Source organism: Verrucomicrobiia bacterium (assembly GCA_019634625.1).
Taxonomy (GTDB): domain Bacteria; phylum Verrucomicrobiota; class Verrucomicrobiia; order Limisphaerales; family CAIMTB01; genus CAIMTB01.
Genome location: JAHCBA010000017.1, coordinates 105,444 through 119,503 on the forward strand (window position 1 = coordinate 105,444; position 14,060 = coordinate 119,503).

Annotated in this window: 15 protein-coding genes; 4 read left to right on the top strand and 11 right to left on the bottom strand. The window is 67.0% G+C overall.

Going from position 1 to position 14,060, the window contains the following annotated elements:
• Positions 1-14: 14 nt before the first annotated feature.
• Positions 15-1,214, top strand: a complete 1,200-nt coding sequence (locus tag KF833_12035) for a hypothetical protein (GenBank protein MBX3746025.1) — start codon at positions 15-17, stop codon at positions 1,212-1,214.
• 76 nt (positions 1,215-1,290) lie between these two features.
• Positions 1,291-1,947 (top strand): Uma2 family endonuclease, encoded by a 657-nt coding sequence (locus KF833_12040; GenBank protein MBX3746026.1) that lies wholly within the window; start codon positions 1,291-1,293, stop codon positions 1,945-1,947.
• A gap of 3 nt (positions 1,948-1,950) precedes the next feature.
• Here the strand turns inward: KF833_12040 and KF833_12045 are convergent, their stop codons facing one another.
• From KF833_12045 to larE, 6 genes are read right to left on the bottom strand one after another with little or no spacing between them, the layout of a single operon-like run.
• Positions 1,951-3,072, bottom strand: coding sequence for a general secretion pathway protein GspK (locus KF833_12045; protein MBX3746027.1), 1,122 nt, complete (start codon positions 3,070-3,072; stop codon positions 1,951-1,953).
• Positions 3,069-3,824 carry a prepilin-type N-terminal cleavage/methylation domain-containing protein gene (locus tag KF833_12050; GenBank protein MBX3746028.1) on the bottom strand — a complete coding sequence of 252 codons (756 nt, stop codon included), beginning with the start codon at positions 3,822-3,824 and terminating at the stop codon, positions 3,069-3,071. The genes KF833_12045 and KF833_12050 overlap by 4 nt, the downstream gene beginning before the upstream one ends.
• On the bottom strand, positions 3,821-4,243 hold the full coding sequence (locus tag KF833_12055) for a hypothetical protein (GenBank protein ID MBX3746029.1): 423 nt from the start codon (positions 4,241-4,243) through the stop codon (positions 3,821-3,823). Before KF833_12055 ends, KF833_12050 begins: the two co-directional genes overlap by 4 nt.
• A gap of 16 nt (positions 4,244-4,259) precedes the next feature.
• Positions 4,260-4,859 (bottom strand): pilin, encoded by a 600-nt coding sequence (locus tag KF833_12060; GenBank protein MBX3746030.1) that lies wholly within the window; start codon positions 4,857-4,859, stop codon positions 4,260-4,262.
• Between the two features lie 17 nt (positions 4,860-4,876).
• A complete protein-coding gene (locus tag KF833_12065; protein ID MBX3746031.1) occupies positions 4,877-6,151 on the bottom strand; it encodes a type II secretion system F family protein in 1,275 nt (424 codons plus the stop codon).
• Between the two features lie 21 nt (positions 6,152-6,172).
• Positions 6,173-7,093 carry an ATP-dependent sacrificial sulfur transferase LarE gene (gene larE / locus KF833_12070; GenBank protein MBX3746032.1) on the bottom strand — a complete coding sequence of 307 codons (921 nt, stop codon included), beginning with the start codon at positions 7,091-7,093 and terminating at the stop codon, positions 6,173-6,175.
• A gap of 135 nt (positions 7,094-7,228) precedes the next feature.
• Between larE and KF833_12075 the strand changes: the two genes are divergently transcribed.
• A complete protein-coding gene (locus tag KF833_12075; protein ID MBX3746033.1) occupies positions 7,229-7,936 on the top strand; it encodes a hypothetical protein in 708 nt (235 codons plus the stop codon).
• 15 nt (positions 7,937-7,951) lie between these two features.
• Here KF833_12075 and KF833_12080 read toward each other — a convergent pair whose 3' ends face one another.
• A complete protein-coding gene (locus tag KF833_12080) occupies positions 7,952-8,521 on the bottom strand; it encodes a protease complex subunit PrcB family protein (GenBank protein ID MBX3746034.1) in 570 nt (189 codons plus the stop codon).
• Between the two features lie 120 nt (positions 8,522-8,641).
• Here KF833_12080 and argH point away from each other — a divergent pair, with 120 nt between their 5' ends.
• Positions 8,642-10,078, top strand: coding sequence for an argininosuccinate lyase (argH, locus tag KF833_12085; GenBank protein ID MBX3746035.1), 1,437 nt, complete (start codon positions 8,642-8,644; stop codon positions 10,076-10,078).
• Positions 10,079-10,260: 182 nt separating this feature from the next.
• Here the strand turns inward: argH and KF833_12090 are convergent, their stop codons facing one another.
• From KF833_12090 to KF833_12105, 4 genes are all read right to left on the bottom strand, one after another.
• On the bottom strand, positions 10,261-11,502 hold the full coding sequence (locus tag KF833_12090) for a hypothetical protein (GenBank protein ID MBX3746036.1): 1,242 nt from the start codon (positions 11,500-11,502) through the stop codon (positions 10,261-10,263).
• Positions 11,503-11,527: 25 nt separating this feature from the next.
• Positions 11,528-12,625, bottom strand: coding sequence for a WD40 repeat domain-containing protein (locus KF833_12095; GenBank protein ID MBX3746037.1), 1,098 nt, complete (start codon positions 12,623-12,625; stop codon positions 11,528-11,530).
• A gap of 125 nt (positions 12,626-12,750) precedes the next feature.
• Entirely contained in the window at positions 12,751-13,413 is a 663-nt protein-coding gene (locus KF833_12100) for a serine/threonine protein kinase (GenBank protein ID MBX3746038.1), read from the bottom strand.
• Positions 13,410-13,925: a hypothetical protein gene (locus KF833_12105; protein ID MBX3746039.1), complete on the bottom strand. Its 516-nt coding sequence runs from the start codon at positions 13,923-13,925 to the stop codon at positions 13,410-13,412. The genes KF833_12100 and KF833_12105 overlap by 4 nt, the downstream gene beginning before the upstream one ends.
• Positions 13,926-14,060: the final 135 nt, after the last annotated feature.

Sequence of the window (14,060 nt, forward strand, 5' to 3'; positions counted from 1 at the left end):
ACCAAGCTCTTGAGATGAGTTTCCTGACGCGCACTGGACTTGGATGGGGGCTTCTGATGGTGCTCCTGAATGGGGGCGTGACGGTTCGGGCGGCGGCGCCCGGGTCCTCGCAGGGTGTTGGAGGGCTGGGGACGGGTTCGTACCTGTCGCTGCAGCAATGGCGGAACGAGGGCTACTACAGCAAGGGGGTCGATCCGAACGACGTGGACGCGTATTTCTGGCATGTGTACTCGCGATTGCCGGAGGAGGTGACCATCTATCCGTCGGAGAACTACTATTATTTCATCGACTACATCGACGGGATGCAGATCTGGGGGAACATCCGGCTGCCGGCGGGGCGGAGGGAGCGGGGGGTGTTGTCGTTCGGGTACTCGGAGTATGTGGAATTTCCGAGTTCGCCTGGGAGTTATCTGAGCCGGTCGAAGTATTTCACGGATGCGGACGGGCTGACGATCACGGAGCTGGACAAGCACACGTACCGGGTGCGGTACAACGGTCGGTCGGTGACCTTTCATTTGCACCGGCTGCGGCAGGATCCGCCGGAGAGGTTTCCGGTGCGGTCGAACGAGGCGTTCATCATGCGGACGTTCGATGAGTCGGGGATCCAGTTCTTTCTGATGTTCAACACGGATCGGAACTGTTTCTTCTGGGTCTTGAACGAGGAGGAGCCGGTGCCGGATACCTTTACGACGTTGGAGAAGGACATCGTGGTGGGCCGGCGGACGGGTTTTGCGTTCTGGAACGACGAGGCAAACGGGGGCCGGAAGGTGCTGGCGATGATCCGGAAGATCAGCGTATTGCGGAACGACTATTACGACGGGCCGTTCGACCAGCTGGCGGACAATTATGTGGAGCAGACGCGGATCTCCGAGTGGATGGAGCGGGCAATTCCGTCGATCAAGGGTCGGATCGACCGGTACGGGTATTACACGGACACGGAGCGGCCGTCCCGGGTGGCATTGTCCACGTACGGGACGTATTACACGCAGGCGGAGATCATCGAATTTGTGAAGCGGGCCAAGGCGGCGACGGACATTTACCAGTACATCTCCCGGGGGGGGGTGCCGACACCGGAGGAATACGCGGCGCAGCTGGCGGCGGCGCGAACGAATGCGCCGCCGACGTTGGTCCAGCCGCCGCGCGCGGAGGGGGAGCGGGTGGTGGAGGAGGGTGAGGGCGGGGATGCGGTGAGGCGACGGGCCGGCGGGCGGTGAGGCGGTGCAGGCGGTGCAGGCGGGGTTGGAGGGCGAGGTTTCTTGCGGGAGCCCTGACGGAGGGTAGGCTGACGGCGTGAAGGGGCTGATGGATCAGGTGATGGAGTTGCCGACGCTTCCGGAATTTGTGGCCGAGTTGGACGCGCGGCTGACGGCGGAGCGGGAGCGGCGGCGCCGGTTTTACGAGGGACTGCCGGACGGGGCGAAGTGGGAGTTCATCAATGGCGAGACTGTCATGCATTCGCCGGACCGGGTGGTGCACATGGCGGTGCGGGCGCGGCTGGAGCGATTGCTGAGCGCCCATGTGGACGCGAGGGGCATGGGGTTGGTTCTTGGGGAGAAGGGACTATGCGTTTTTCCGCGGAACGACTTCATGCCGGATGTGATTTACTTTGGAACGGAGAAGGCGGCGGGGTTGCAGCCCGGGCAGGTCCGCCTTCCGATTCCGGACCTGGCGGTGGAGGTTTTGTCGGAGTCGACGGCGTCGCGGGACCGCGGGGTGAAGTTTCGCGACTACGAGGCGCACGGCGTGCGGGAGTACTGGCTGGTCGATCCGGAAGCAGAGAGTTTGGAGCAGTATGTGCTGGGGCAGGGGGGATACGCGCTGGTGGTGAAGTCGGGGGATGGGCGGGTGCGATCGCGGGTTATCGAGGGATTCGAGATCCCGATACGGGCGTTGTTCGACGCGACAGCGAATCTGACGGCGTTGCGCGGCCTCTTGGAGCCTGTCTGAAAATCAGAGGGCGTGGAGGAAGAGGACGACGATATCGCGCTGGCTGCGACGGTCGAGGAGGGCGCGGTACTGGCGGACATAACCGCCGATATCGCAGGTGACGATGACCTCGAAGGTACGGCTGCGGATGGTGAAGTACTGCTGGATCTGCTGGCGGAGGGCGGGGTCGTTGCCGGGGACGGGGATCTGGGCGGTGCTGCGGAAGGGCATATCGTCCTCGGTACCGTCCACGCCATCGGGGCCGCGCCGGGCTTCGAGGACGAACTGGGCGACGAGGGGATCGAGGCCGGCGAGCTGGAGGGTTTCGGCGGAGCAGGTGTTGATATTGACCTGGGGGGCGGAGACGGCGGTGAAGAGGTCGCGGAGGCCGTGGACGATGTAGGGTTCCTCGTCGAAGCGGGGGAGGGCGCCGGGGGCGGCAACGGGCTGGCTGCGGAGGACGTTGGTGGAGCCGGAGCCCCAGTAGATTTCGGGGGTGATGCCGCGGACGAGGAGGAGTTCGGAGAGGTCGTCGATGGGGCCGTTTTTGGCGAAGTAGGGGGGATCGAGGCGGAGGTAGAAGTCGTCGCTTTCGGCGCCGTTGAGGCGCGGGTCATCGTCGGGATCGCGCCAGTCGAGGATGGAATCGACGATGGTGGCGTGGAGGCTGGCGTCCACGTTCATCATGAGGAGGGCCTGGGAGAGGACGAACTGGTCGGCGCTGTTGATGTTGAAGCGGCGCTCCTGATCGGTGATGGAGAGGGCGAAGCGGCCGCGTCCGATCTGGTTGTCGGTGAGGGAGATGCCGGCGAGGATTTCGTTGGTGGGGCTGCCGACGCCGCCGGCCCATTTCTGGTTGAGGGCATCGAACATGCGGCCTTCGGGGCTGAGGAGTTCCTGGGCGAGGATGAAGCGGGCGAGTTCGACGCCGGAACGGGCCATCCATTCCATTTCGGCCTCGTGGCGGTTGTTCATGGCGAGGCGGGCTTCGACCTTCATGGAGTAGGTGAAGCCGGCGACGAGGGCGGTCAGGACGACGATGGCGCCGAGGACGAGGATGAGGGCGATGCCGGCTTCGGCGGGGCGGGGGCGGGGCGCGCCGGGTTGGGAGGCGGGGGATGGGCGGTGGTGGGCGGGGATCCTCATGGGGCGACGGGATCGCCGCCCGGGGGCGGTTCGTTGGGGTTGGGGGGCGGTTGATTGGTGGGTGGGGTGCCGGGGGCGCGCATGGGGCGACCCTGGAGTTCGAAAGGAACGGGGGTGGCGGAGAGGGCGACGGTACGGACCTGGAGGGTTTGGGGGAGGGAGGGGTTATCGGGGCGCTGGCCGACTCCGAGGAGGAAGCGGACGACGGGGGGGAGCTGGTTGGTATAGACCCATTCGGAGAGCCATTCGCCGCGGCGGGCGTCCCAGAACTCGAGGAGGAAGTCCGTGAGATCGCTGGCCAGGACGATCGGGTAGGCTTCGTCCACGACATTGGTGGCGAGGAGGAGGGGGTACTGGCGAAGGACGAGTTGCGGGCGGCCGTTGGTGCCGGACTCGACCTGGAAGGTGACGCGGCGGAGGGTTTGGTCGCCGAAGAGGCCGGAGCCTGGGAAGGCCTGGGGGAGGCGGGAGGCGAGGCTGAGGAAGGCGAACTGGGAGCCGGTGTCCGCGAGGAAGGCGTAGTAGGGCTGGTTCTGCTGGAAGACCTGGACGCCTTCGAGGGCGTCTTCGAGGGCGCGGACGGCGATGCGGGAACGCTGGGCCTGGAGGGCGGCCCTGTCGGCGGCGACCTTGGAGCGGAGGATGGCCATCCAGGTGGAGTAGATGACGGTGAGCACCATCATGAGGATGCCGAGGGCCAGCATGACCTCGAGGAGGGTGAAGGCGCCGGATGGACGGCGGGCGGCGATCATTGACGGGAGGCGCCGGCGCGCAGGATGGAATCGGGTCGGAAGAGGAGGATGACCAGTTCGGATTCGAGGGAGCGATCGTGGGGATGGAAGACCTCGAATCGGGCTTCGAAGAGGCCGTTGGTGCCGACGAGGAGGATTTCACGGCGCCATTCGTAGCCGGGATGGAGTTCGCCGAAGTCGCCCATTTCGATGCCTTCGACGAGCTGGTTGGTGAGGGTGAGTTCGGCGGCGAGGCTGCCGGCGTCCACGGTGGTGCGCTGGAGGGCGCGGGCCACACGGAGGTTGGTGGAGGTGATCTGGAGGAGGACGAAGGTGACGCCGAAGAGGAGGCCCATGGCGAGGGCGACTTCGAGGAGGGTGAAGCCGCGGCGGCGACCGGGCGTGCGGGATCGGGACGGGTGGGAAGGGGAGAGGCGCATTGGGGGCGGCTGGGGGTCAGCGCATCACTTCGAGGACGGGGAGGCCGGTGACCATCTCGAGGGAGATCTTGCGCCAGGCGGAGGCGCCGATGCGGAGGACGATGGTGAACTCGTCGCTGGTGCCGTTGGGATGGAAGCGGACGCGGGCCTCCTCGGCGTCGCGGTATTCGGTGAAATTGACGTCGAGCAGTTCGATATGGACGTCGTCGCCGAGGTGGCCTGAGACGGGTTTGGCGGCATGGCGGGCGTAACCGCGGGGCGGGGGTGGCGAATCGTCGTAGGGATCGCGGTCGGGGGCGGCGAAGCGGGGAAAGGCGGACTGGCCGGGTTGGACGCTGACGGACTTGTCGAGGGGACGGATGACGAGTTCGGCGGTGGCGTTGTGAAAGATGGCGGTGGAGCGGGCGTTGCGGCAGGCATCCTCGACGAGGCGGACAGCCTGAAAGACGGCATCGCGGCGGAGGGTGCGTTGGACGAACGGGATGCTGATGGCCATGACCAGGGCGGCCATGCCGATGACGATCATCAATTCGAGGAGGGTGAACCCTTGGGAGCGGCGTCCGGGGGCGGACGGCCTGGGGAATGGAAGGCCTCCGATGGGATGCGGACGGGGCATCGAAGGGGGGACGGGCATCACATGTTGAGGTTTTGGGTGATCGAGAACATGGCGGAGACGACGCTGAAGAGGAGGAAGCCGACGCCGAGGGCCATGGTGATGATCATGGCGGGCTCGATGAGGTTGGTGAGGACGCGGAGCTGAATGGCGAGTTCGTTTTCGTAGGTGCCGGCGAGGTTTTCGAGGGAGCCGGGGACATCGCCGGTATCTTCGCCGATGCGGATGAGGTCGATCATGAGCTGGGGGAAGACCTTCGAGCGGGCCAGGGGCTGGGCGATGGTTTTGCCGTCCGTGACCTCCTCGCGGGTTTTGGCGATGGCCTCCTTGAGGATGACATTGGGGATGATGGACTCGCTGATCTTGAGGGCGGTGAGGACGGGAACGCCGTTGGACAGCAGGGTGGAGAGGGTGCGGCAGAACTGTCCGAAGAGATTGAGACGAACGACCTTGCCGAGGACGGGTGCGGACAGTTTCCAGCGGTCGAGGGTGCGACGTCCGGAGTCGGTGGCGCGGTACCGGGAGAAGAGGATCCAGCCGGCGACAGCGACGAGGCCGATCAGCCACCAGTATTGGGCGAAGATGTCGCTGACCGACATGACCATGAGGGTCGAGGTGGGGAGGCGGGATTCCATGCCCTCGAAGATGGTCATGAACTTGGGGAGCATGACCGCCATGAAGAAGACGATCACGGCCAGGCCGACGAGGGCGACGACGGCGGGGTAGATGAGGGCGGAGACGAACTTCGACTGGACCTCGGCGAAGCGTTCGAAGTGGGCGCCGAGGCGGCGGAGGACATCGACGAGGGCACCGCTTTGTTCGCCGGCGCGGACCATGTTGACGTAGAGGTCGGCGAAGACACGGGGCTGCCGGGACATGGCGTCGGAGAGGGATTTTCCCTCCATGACGTCCTGTTTGAGCTGGCGGCTGACATCGGAGGGGATGCCCCGGGTTTCGAGGTGCGTCATGCTGTTGAGCGCGACGGTGAGGGGCATGCCGGACTTGAGGAGGTTGGCGAGCTGCTGGGTAAAGGTGGCGAGTTCCTGGAGCTTGGGTTTGCGCTGGCGCTGGACGAGGGACCGGAGTGCCGGGGGCAGCCAGCCGGCGGCGGGGGAGCCGGGGGAGCGGGCCTGGGCCTGTTTCCGGAGTTCGGCGCCGGTGGCGGTCTGGACCGCAACGGGGAAGAGGCCGAGCCGTTCCAACTGGCCGAGGGCGGTGGCGCGGTCGGCAACTTCGAGGACGCCCTGGACGACCTCGCCGGTGCGGCGTCGGGCTTTGTAGGTGAACTGCGGCATCCGGACCTTCGTGAGGGGAACCTAACCCGTGGGGGTGGAAAAGTTGCGGAGGAGGGGGGTGCGGAGGGCCTCGAGGGTGCTGCCGCGGCGGTAGCCCTGCAGGTCGAGGGTCACCTGGGAGTAGCCGAGGCCCGCGAGGTGCCGGGCGACGCGGGCGGGGAGGTCGCCGACGACGAGGCGGGGCAGTTCGGCGGAGCCCAGTTCGAGGCGGGCGAGGGCGCCTGACTTGAGTTCGTGATGACGGACCCGGACGTCGTGAAAGCCGAGATCGCGGAGGAAAGCCTCGGCGGCCTCGATCATGCGCAGTTTTTCGGGGGAGACGGACTCACCGTAGGGGATGCGGGAGGAGAGGCAGGCGAGCTGGGGCTTGTCGGCGGTGGGCAGGCCCAGGAGGGCGGACAATTCGCGGATCTCGCTCTTGGTGAGGCCGACCTCCTTGAGGGGGGCGCGAACCTGGAATTCGGAAGCGGCTTTGGCGCCGGGGCGGTGGTCACCGAGGTCGCTGGCATTTTCGCCGTAGGCGAGGACGGCGAAGCCTTCTGCGGAGGCCAGGGGGGCGAGGACCTCGAAGAGGGCGTGTTTGCAGAAGAAGCAGCGGTTTTCGGGATTGGCGAGGTAGTTTGGGTTGTCGAATTCGCGGGTGCGGACGACACGGACGGCGAAACCGAGGCGTTGGGCGAGGGCGAGGGCTTCGGCGAGTTCTGCGCGGGGCAGGCTGGGCGAGTCGGCGATGGCGGCGAGGGCGCGATCCCCCAATTCGCGGTGGGCGACGGCGGCGAGGAGGACGGAATCCACGCCGCCGGAGTAGGCGGTGAGGCACGAGCCGAAGGAACGAACCAACGCCCGCAATTGTTCGAGTTTGGCCTGCGCCACGCGAGCAGAGTGCCCGTCACGGGGGAGAATGTCGAGGGGGGCTGCCAGGGCCGGGGAACCGGCCGTCATCGCGGAGCGATTGGGCTCGAGGACTGCTGGCAAACGACCGATGTCAACGCAGGGAAGTTGTGCAAGGGTGGGGTGAGGGATCCGGGCTCGACAAGGGACGGTTCTCTCTGGCAGAGGACAAAACCCGGACTGGCCATGAAGTTTATCCTTCCGAACTGCAGGCAGCAATTCACGCCGACCGACTTCGAATTCATCAGCCGGGTGCTGGGACGGGACGACCGACAGGAACGGGCGCTCCTGGGATTGCTGGCCGATGCCGACACGCGGGACCGGATTCTGGATGAGGAGAAGCTGGTTGCGGCATTGCGGGACCTGCCGGGCTGCACGGCGATTTCGGAGCACTGCTACTTCTACATTCTTGTCCGGCACGTGTTGCGGAGGGCGGGGATCGACGATCGGCGTCTGGCGGATTACGTGGCGGAGGTGCTGGTCGGCTTCACGCATGCCGACAACGCGACGCCGAGGGACGCTGAAGGGCGTCCGATGCGATATGTTTTCGAGATGCTGGCGGCGATGGACAAGGCGGACGACCGGACACGATTCCTGATCCAGGCGCACCTGGGGAACCACACTCTGTTCGTCACGGGCCTGTTCCCTGAGCACCTCCGATGGCGATCGGACCGACGTGGCGCGCCGGGGATTGGGTATTACGAGGGCATGGGGCGATCGAGCTTCAAGGCTGCCAGCGACCATCGTCTGGCGTCGCGCTACGAATTGGACGGGATCCTGGCGGACCTGTCGGAAGCGTTCGGCGAGGTGCGCCAGGCCCTGAACGATCTTACCGACCGGGTCGTCTTCATGGGCGACCCGGGGGCCGGGATTCGACCCGGGGCTTTCGGTTGAGGAGGGGGGGCCGATTCAGGGTGCCGAACTGGCTCCACGCGGTGAGCGGGCCGGGGATCGAGGGGTTCGGGTCGGGACGGAAGGAGTTCCCTCGTCGCCGGGTCGGGCGTTACGGCGCAGGGCGACGCCAGCGGGCCGGACATCCCGGAAATCGACCCTGGCGTGGACGGCTGGAAGGGCGACGAGGTGGTACGGTTGGGTGAGTTGCTGGATTTGGAAGGCACCTGGCTGTGGGCGGCGTTCTCCGACGAGGATTCGGAGCTGGTCTCCGCGCAATTCGACATCGACGATTTCGATGAAGTAGCCCCCGGTGGGCTGGGTGCCCATGCTGACGAAGAGGACCATTTCCCGATCGAAGTTGACGGCCGGGGGCAGTGCGACGCGGTCGGCCTGGGCGGCATGTTCGGCCCACAGGCGGAGGTACGGCGCCTCCGCATGGAGGACCACCCGGCGGGGTTCGCTGATGCCGCTGGTCAGTCCACGGGAGAGCGTCCGCCAGGTCAGTTTGTGGGGAGGGCCGGAAGCCGCGCAGCCGCTCAGCAGGCCGAGGATCAGCGCGAGGGAAAGGGAGGCGAGACGGCGCACGGGGCCATGCTGCCGCGAGAGCGGGCCGGTGCCAATCCTGGCGGCATCGCGGTGGGAACTGGGGCGATGGGAACTGGGGATAGCCGACGCCGTCCGGTCCCGGCAGACTCGTCGCCTGACATGGCCACCAAACGTTCGTCCGTCGTCGCCCGGTCCGGGCGGTTCTCAAGGGGTCCCGCCGCCGAGGTGGCGGCGTTTTCGGAGTCCGTGGGGTTCGACTGGCGGCTATGGTCCCAGGACATCCGGGGTTCGATCGCCCATGCCCGGATGCTGGCGCGCATCGGGGTGCTTGAGGCGGAGGAGCGGGACGCGATTGTGGCCGGGTTGGAGGCGATCGGGCGGGAGATTGCCGAGGGAAGATTCGAGTGGCGGCGGGATCTCGAGGATGTCCACATGAACATCGAGTCGGCCCTGACGCGCCGGGTGGCGGCCGGGGCCAAGTTGCACACGGCACGATCCCGGAACGACCAGGTGGCCCTCGATCTGCGCTTGTGGCTGCGCGAGGAGATCGAGGCGCTGGACAGCGAACTCGCGGCGCTCCAGGGGAGCCTGGTGGAGCTGGGTGGGCGTCATGCGGACGTGCTGGTGCCGGGATACACGCACCTGCAGCGCGGTCAGCCGGTGTACCTGGCCCATCATCTTCTGGCGTATGTCGAGATGGTGGCCCGGGACCGGGACCGGATGGCCGCCTGCCGGGAGCGGGCGAATGTCTGTCCGCTCGGCTCCGGAGCGCTGGCGGGAACGACCCTCCCGATCGACCGGGAATTCGTGGCCAGGGAGTTGGGATTTGTGGACGCGCGTGGCAGGGCGCGACTGTCCCGAAACTCGATGGATGCGGTGAGTGACCGGGACTTCGCGGTGGAATTCTGTGCGGCTGCGGCACTGCTGGCCGTGCATCTCAGCCGTTTGGCGGAGGATTCGATTCTGTGGGCGAGCGCCGAGTTCGGGTTCGTACGAATTGCAGACGCCTACACCACCGGGTCGTCGTTGATGCCGCAGAAGAAGAACCCGGATGTTGCGGAACTGACGCGAGGCAAGAGCGGCCGGGTGGTGGGGAATCTCATGGCCCTGCTGACGCTGCTGAAGGGGCTGCCGATGACGTACAACCGGGATTTGCAGGAGGACAAGGAGCGGGTGTTCGACACCGCGGACACGGTGCGGGCCTGTGTGCGGTTGATGGCGGGGATGCTGGCCAACACCGAGGCGGTTGCGGATCGGTGCGAAGCGGCGGCAGGGGATGCCCAATTGCTGGCGACGGATCTGGCGGATTACCTGGTGTTGCGTGGCATGCCATTTCGGGAGGCCCACCATGTGGTGGGCGAGGTGGTGGCCCTGGCTGAACGCAAGGGCCGGACGCTGGACCGCCTGGAGCTGGATGACTTCCAGGGGGTATCGCGGCGGTTCGGGCCGGATGTGAAGGAGGTGTTCGACCTGCGACGGGCGATGGCCCGGAGGCGACAACCGGGGTCGCCGGGAACGACGGAGGTGGGTCGGGAGCTGAGGCGATGGAGGAGGATACTGTCGGCAGGGAAACCGGGGAGTCCTGCGGCGACGTGAAGCGGGAGCCATCGTTCCACCCCTGAACGGGCCTGGACCCGTTTCTGCGGGATGGGCATCGGCGTGCGCGGCTTGCCGGCAGAACGGGTTCGGTCGGGATGCTTCGCCCCACCATCCCGCGATCCGGGCTCAGAGCATTCGATTTCTCACCGGCACCGCCGTGGGGTCCAGGGGCATCCGGTTCACCGGCGGGTGGGAAATGGGCGGGTTTGGAAGGTTTCGGATGCTGCCTCCCAGGCCGCCTGCAGATCCCGCAAGTCAGCGGGCACCAGGCTGCCCTCGCCCTCAATCCGGTGCCCCGTCAACAGGAGAGCGCTGCGTTCCAATTCGTCCGGGGATCGAGGATCGTAAGCCAGGCGTCGTTGCCACAAGGCTGCGAGTGCGTTCGGCGAAGGGAGGTGCCCGGCATCCGTGGGGTTCGGCGGGTCGAAGTCGATCGGCGATCCTGCGAGGGTCCAAGGCAGTCCCGAGGGCAACTCCCAGAGCCAGGCCCGCAGATCCTCCGTCACCGTCAGTAGCAGTGCTCCGGATTCTCCGAGAAATGCGATGTACCGGACGCCGGCTGGGTGGGGAAGCGGCGGCGAGACGACCTGCCCCGATTCAAGGTTCCAGACTCGGACCGAGTGGCCGCTGTCGAGAGTGGCGAGGTGCGGTCCGCTGGGAGCGAAGACCGCACCCACGACCGTGCCGCGATGCCGCAGGGGCAGCGCGAGCGGTTGGCCCGTCCTGGCATCGCAAACCCGTGCGGTTCCATCGTAGCCGGTTGTGACCAACCGCGTGCCGTCGGGATCGAACGTGCCGAAGACGGCCAGGTCATCGTGACGAGGGGTCTCAACCAGGGGCTGCGCCGTGTCCATGCACCACATGCGACCCGCCCCATCGTCGCTGACGGTCAGGAGGCGGCGTCCATCCGAGGCGAACGCCATGTGCCGAACGGCGGTATCCGGAATGGGGACAACCCCGAGGAGGTCGCCGGAGGTTGTCTCGTAACGATGGACATGGGTGCCGCCGGGGTCCGACAGGAAGATGACGGTCCCCAAGGTGTCCAGACTGATCGTGCGACTGCGGGGCGGTCCCTGCCAGGAGGCAGTCTTGCGGAGTCGTGGATACGGGTCATGGGGAGCAGGATTCGTCGCGGGCTCCGGATCGAAGACCGTCACCGTTCCGTCGGCGGGGCGGTAGAGGACGAGTCGTTGGGTCGTGGGGGCGAAGGCGTGGCGATCGGCTTCGACGAAGGTCTCGACTGGCAGGAGCCATTCGATGGTCCCCGAGAGGAGGTTGGCCAGGGCAGGACCGATTGCCGGCAGGCGCACCAAGGCGTACCGGGCATTGTCGCCGCACGCGTGGGTCTCCGCCAGTTCGGCGCGCCCGGCCGGTTCATGCAGGGCCCACAAGCGGATCGATCCGTCGAGGCTCACAGCCATCAGTCTGGTGCCGTCCAGGCTGAGTTCAGCGTGGGTGAGGATATGGGTATGGGGGATCGGGGGGGGTGAGGGGGCGGCCCGTCTCGATGTCCCAGACGCGCGCGCGTTCTGCCGTGGCGGTCATGACGCGCCGCCCGTTGGCGGACCATCCCACCCAGACGACGGCACTGCGGCTGCCGGGGTGAGAAATCGAACGAACGGCCGTACCTCGACGCCAATCCCAAAGGCGGGCCGAGCCGTCCGACTCGGTGGCCAGGAGGTGACTGCCGGTCGGGTCAAAGCGTGCCTGACGGACGGAGCGTCCTGCGGTCAGTGTGGCCGCCAGGGTGGCGTCGGGGAGGTGCCATACGCGGAAGACTGGGGAGGCGCTGGCCGAGACGAAGTACCGGCCCGTCGGCGCGACTTCGACATGGGAGATCAGGCCCTCGTGAAGGGGGGTGACGGCCAGACGCCGCCCTGTGGCAGCGTCCCAGACGGACACCGTTCGATCACGGCCACCGCTGACGATCAGGCGGCCGTCCGGGCTCCAGTCGGCAACGAGGATGCCGGCCTCATGGGACATGGGTGCACCGATGGGTTGGCCCGTGGTGGCACTCCAACAACGGATCGTGCGGTCAAGACTGGCCGTCAGGATGCGGGATCCATCCGGGCTGAAGCGCGCGACGCGGACCTCGTTGGCGTGGGGAAGGGGAGGGGACAGCAGGCGGCCGGAGGCGGTGTCCCAGAGGCGCGCGTCGAGATTGCCGGCGCTGACGAGGCGGGAGCCGTCCGGGCTGAAGTCCACCCTGAAGAGCAGGGTGAGACCCGCACCGGGATTGGCATGCGGGCGCGGCAATCCAATCTCGGCACCCGTAGCGGTGTCCCAAACCCGCACGGTGCCGTCATAGCTGGCCGTGGCGGCCCGGCTGCCGTCGGGGCTGAAGGCGGCGTGTTGAATGAGGCGTTGATGGAAGCGGATTGCCCGGAGGTCGGGCATCTCCTGGAGCACGGACGCGATGCGCGTGCGGTGGGCGAACTCGCGGGTGGAAGACCCGGCATCGGCGCGCAGGGCCTTGGCGAGCCAGGGGAGGGCGAAGACCGGGTCATCCGCCCGGGCGGCGGCGACGCCCGTGTTGACCATCATGCGAACGAGTCGGCCATGACTTTCGGCGGCCGTGTTGCGGGCCTCGTCGCGGGCGTCGCGGAGACGGAAGGCCAGGGCGGTGGACCCGAAGGCGGTGAGGACAAGTACCAGGGCCAGGGTGGAACTCAGAGCGGCGGTGAGGGGGTTGGTGCGAATCCAGGATCCGAGGCGTTCCGAGGCGGTGGGAGGGCGGGCATGGACCCATTCCCGTCGGAATTGGTGGGCTTGAGGTCCCGGTGAAGAATGCCGCGCTGGTGGGCGAAGTGCGCGGCTCCGGCGACCTGGGCGAGGAACTGCGCGATGCGCTCCTGCTCGGGGCGGGTGGAAGCGGGCCAGCGGCCGTCCGCCAACTGGCGGGCGAGGTCCCCACCCTCGACGAGTTTCATGGCATAGAAGTGCCAGCCTTCGTGTTCGCCGAAGGCAAGGATGGGAACGATGTTCGGATGCTCGAGGCGGGCGCTGGCACGTGCCTCGACGCGGAAGCGCTCAACCTGTTCCGGGCTCGCCCAGTGACCTGCGAGAATCATCTTTACGGCGACCTCCCGGTCCAATCCCACCTCCCGGGCCCGATAGACCACGCCCATGCCTCCGCGGGCGATCTCGGGTCCGAGTTCATAGTCGCCAACACGCCGCCAGAACCCGGGACGTCCCGAAGGAGGGGCGTCGGACGGGTCCCCGGGGTTGGCGGGGTCCGGGAATCCCATCCAACCGAAGGTCAGGAGGCAGACTTCACAGAGGCCCTCGAACCCGGGGTGGCCGAGCGATCGCCCACAGGTCGCGCAGATCATGACCTCATCGTTTCGGGGTGACTTCGGACCGTTTCGACCAGATGGCGGAGTTCGTCCTCGACGTCCCCGGCGGGTCCCACGGTTTCCGCGATCCGACGCCGCAGGACTTCCTGAAAGCGTCGGCGGAGGCGGTGGACGGCGACCTTGACGACGCCGTCGGTTACGCCCAACGCGGCAGCCGCGGCACGATACGCCTCGCCCCCGCCTTCGCGGGAGAGGAAGCCTTTGATGGCCTCGAAGTGGGTGGGGTTGGGGGCTTCGTGACGGAGGGTTCGCAGTACGCTTTGGAGGAGCGCACCGGCCCACTCGCGGTCGAAGGCCACCTCGGGTGGCACGCCATCGTCGGGGGTGGCAAGGAACCGTTCTTCCGCGGCGGGCAGCAGGGAGTCGAGGGACAGGATCGCCTTGTGTCCGCCTCGCTGCTGGCGCCGGAGTCGATGCCAGTCATTGGCGAGAAAATGATTGAGGGCGCCCGAGAGGAAGGCGCGAAACCGGCCTCTTTCCCGTGTCACGTTGCCGAGGTCGCTCTTCTCGATGAGCGCCTGAAAGAAATCGTGCAGCAGGTCCTGGGCGTCGTGGGGCGGGTAACCACGGCGGCGAATGAGGGCGTACAGGGGGTAGCGATCGGAATCAGGACGCTCGTGTAA

What these genes read in the sequence shown, in the direction of transcription:
- argH (MBX3746035.1), top strand. Translation starts at nt 8,642, where the DNA reads ATGGCCACCAAACGTTCGTCCGTCGTCGCCCGGTCCGGGCGGTTCTCA.
- KF833_12090 (MBX3746036.1), bottom strand. Translation starts at nt 11,502, where the DNA reads ATGGCTGTGAGCCTCGACGGATCGATCCGCTTGTGGGCCCTGCATGAA.
- KF833_12075 (MBX3746033.1), top strand. Translation starts at nt 7,229, where the DNA reads ATGAAGTTTATCCTTCCGAACTGCAGGCAGCAATTCACGCCGACCGAC.
- KF833_12065 (MBX3746031.1), bottom strand. Translation starts at nt 6,151, where the DNA reads ATGCCGCAGTTCACCTACAAAGCCCGACGCCGCACCGGCGAGGTCGTC.
- larE (MBX3746032.1), bottom strand. Translation starts at nt 7,093, where the DNA reads ATGACGGCCGGTTCCCCGGCCCTGGCAGCCCCCCTCGACATTCTCCCC.
- KF833_12060 (MBX3746030.1), bottom strand. Translation starts at nt 4,859, where the DNA reads ATGCCCCGTCCGCATCCCATCGGAGGCCTTCCATTCCCCAGGCCGTCC.
- KF833_12100 (MBX3746038.1), bottom strand. Translation starts at nt 13,413, where the DNA reads ATGATCTGCGCGACCTGTGGGCGATCGCTCGGCCACCCCGGGTTCGAG.
- KF833_12095 (MBX3746037.1), bottom strand. Translation starts at nt 12,625, where the DNA reads ATGATGGTCAACACGGGCGTCGCCGCCGCCCGGGCGGATGACCCGGTC.
- KF833_12050 (MBX3746028.1), bottom strand. Translation starts at nt 3,824, where the DNA reads ATGATCGCCGCCCGCCGTCCATCCGGCGCCTTCACCCTCCTCGAGGTC.
- KF833_12045 (MBX3746027.1), bottom strand. Translation starts at nt 3,072, where the DNA reads ATGAGGATCCCCGCCCACCACCGCCCATCCCCCGCCTCCCAACCCGGC.
- KF833_12035 (MBX3746025.1), top strand. Translation starts at nt 15, where the DNA reads ATGAGTTTCCTGACGCGCACTGGACTTGGATGGGGGCTTCTGATGGTG.
- KF833_12055 (MBX3746029.1), bottom strand. Translation starts at nt 4,243, where the DNA reads ATGCGCCTCTCCCCTTCCCACCCGTCCCGATCCCGCACGCCCGGTCGC.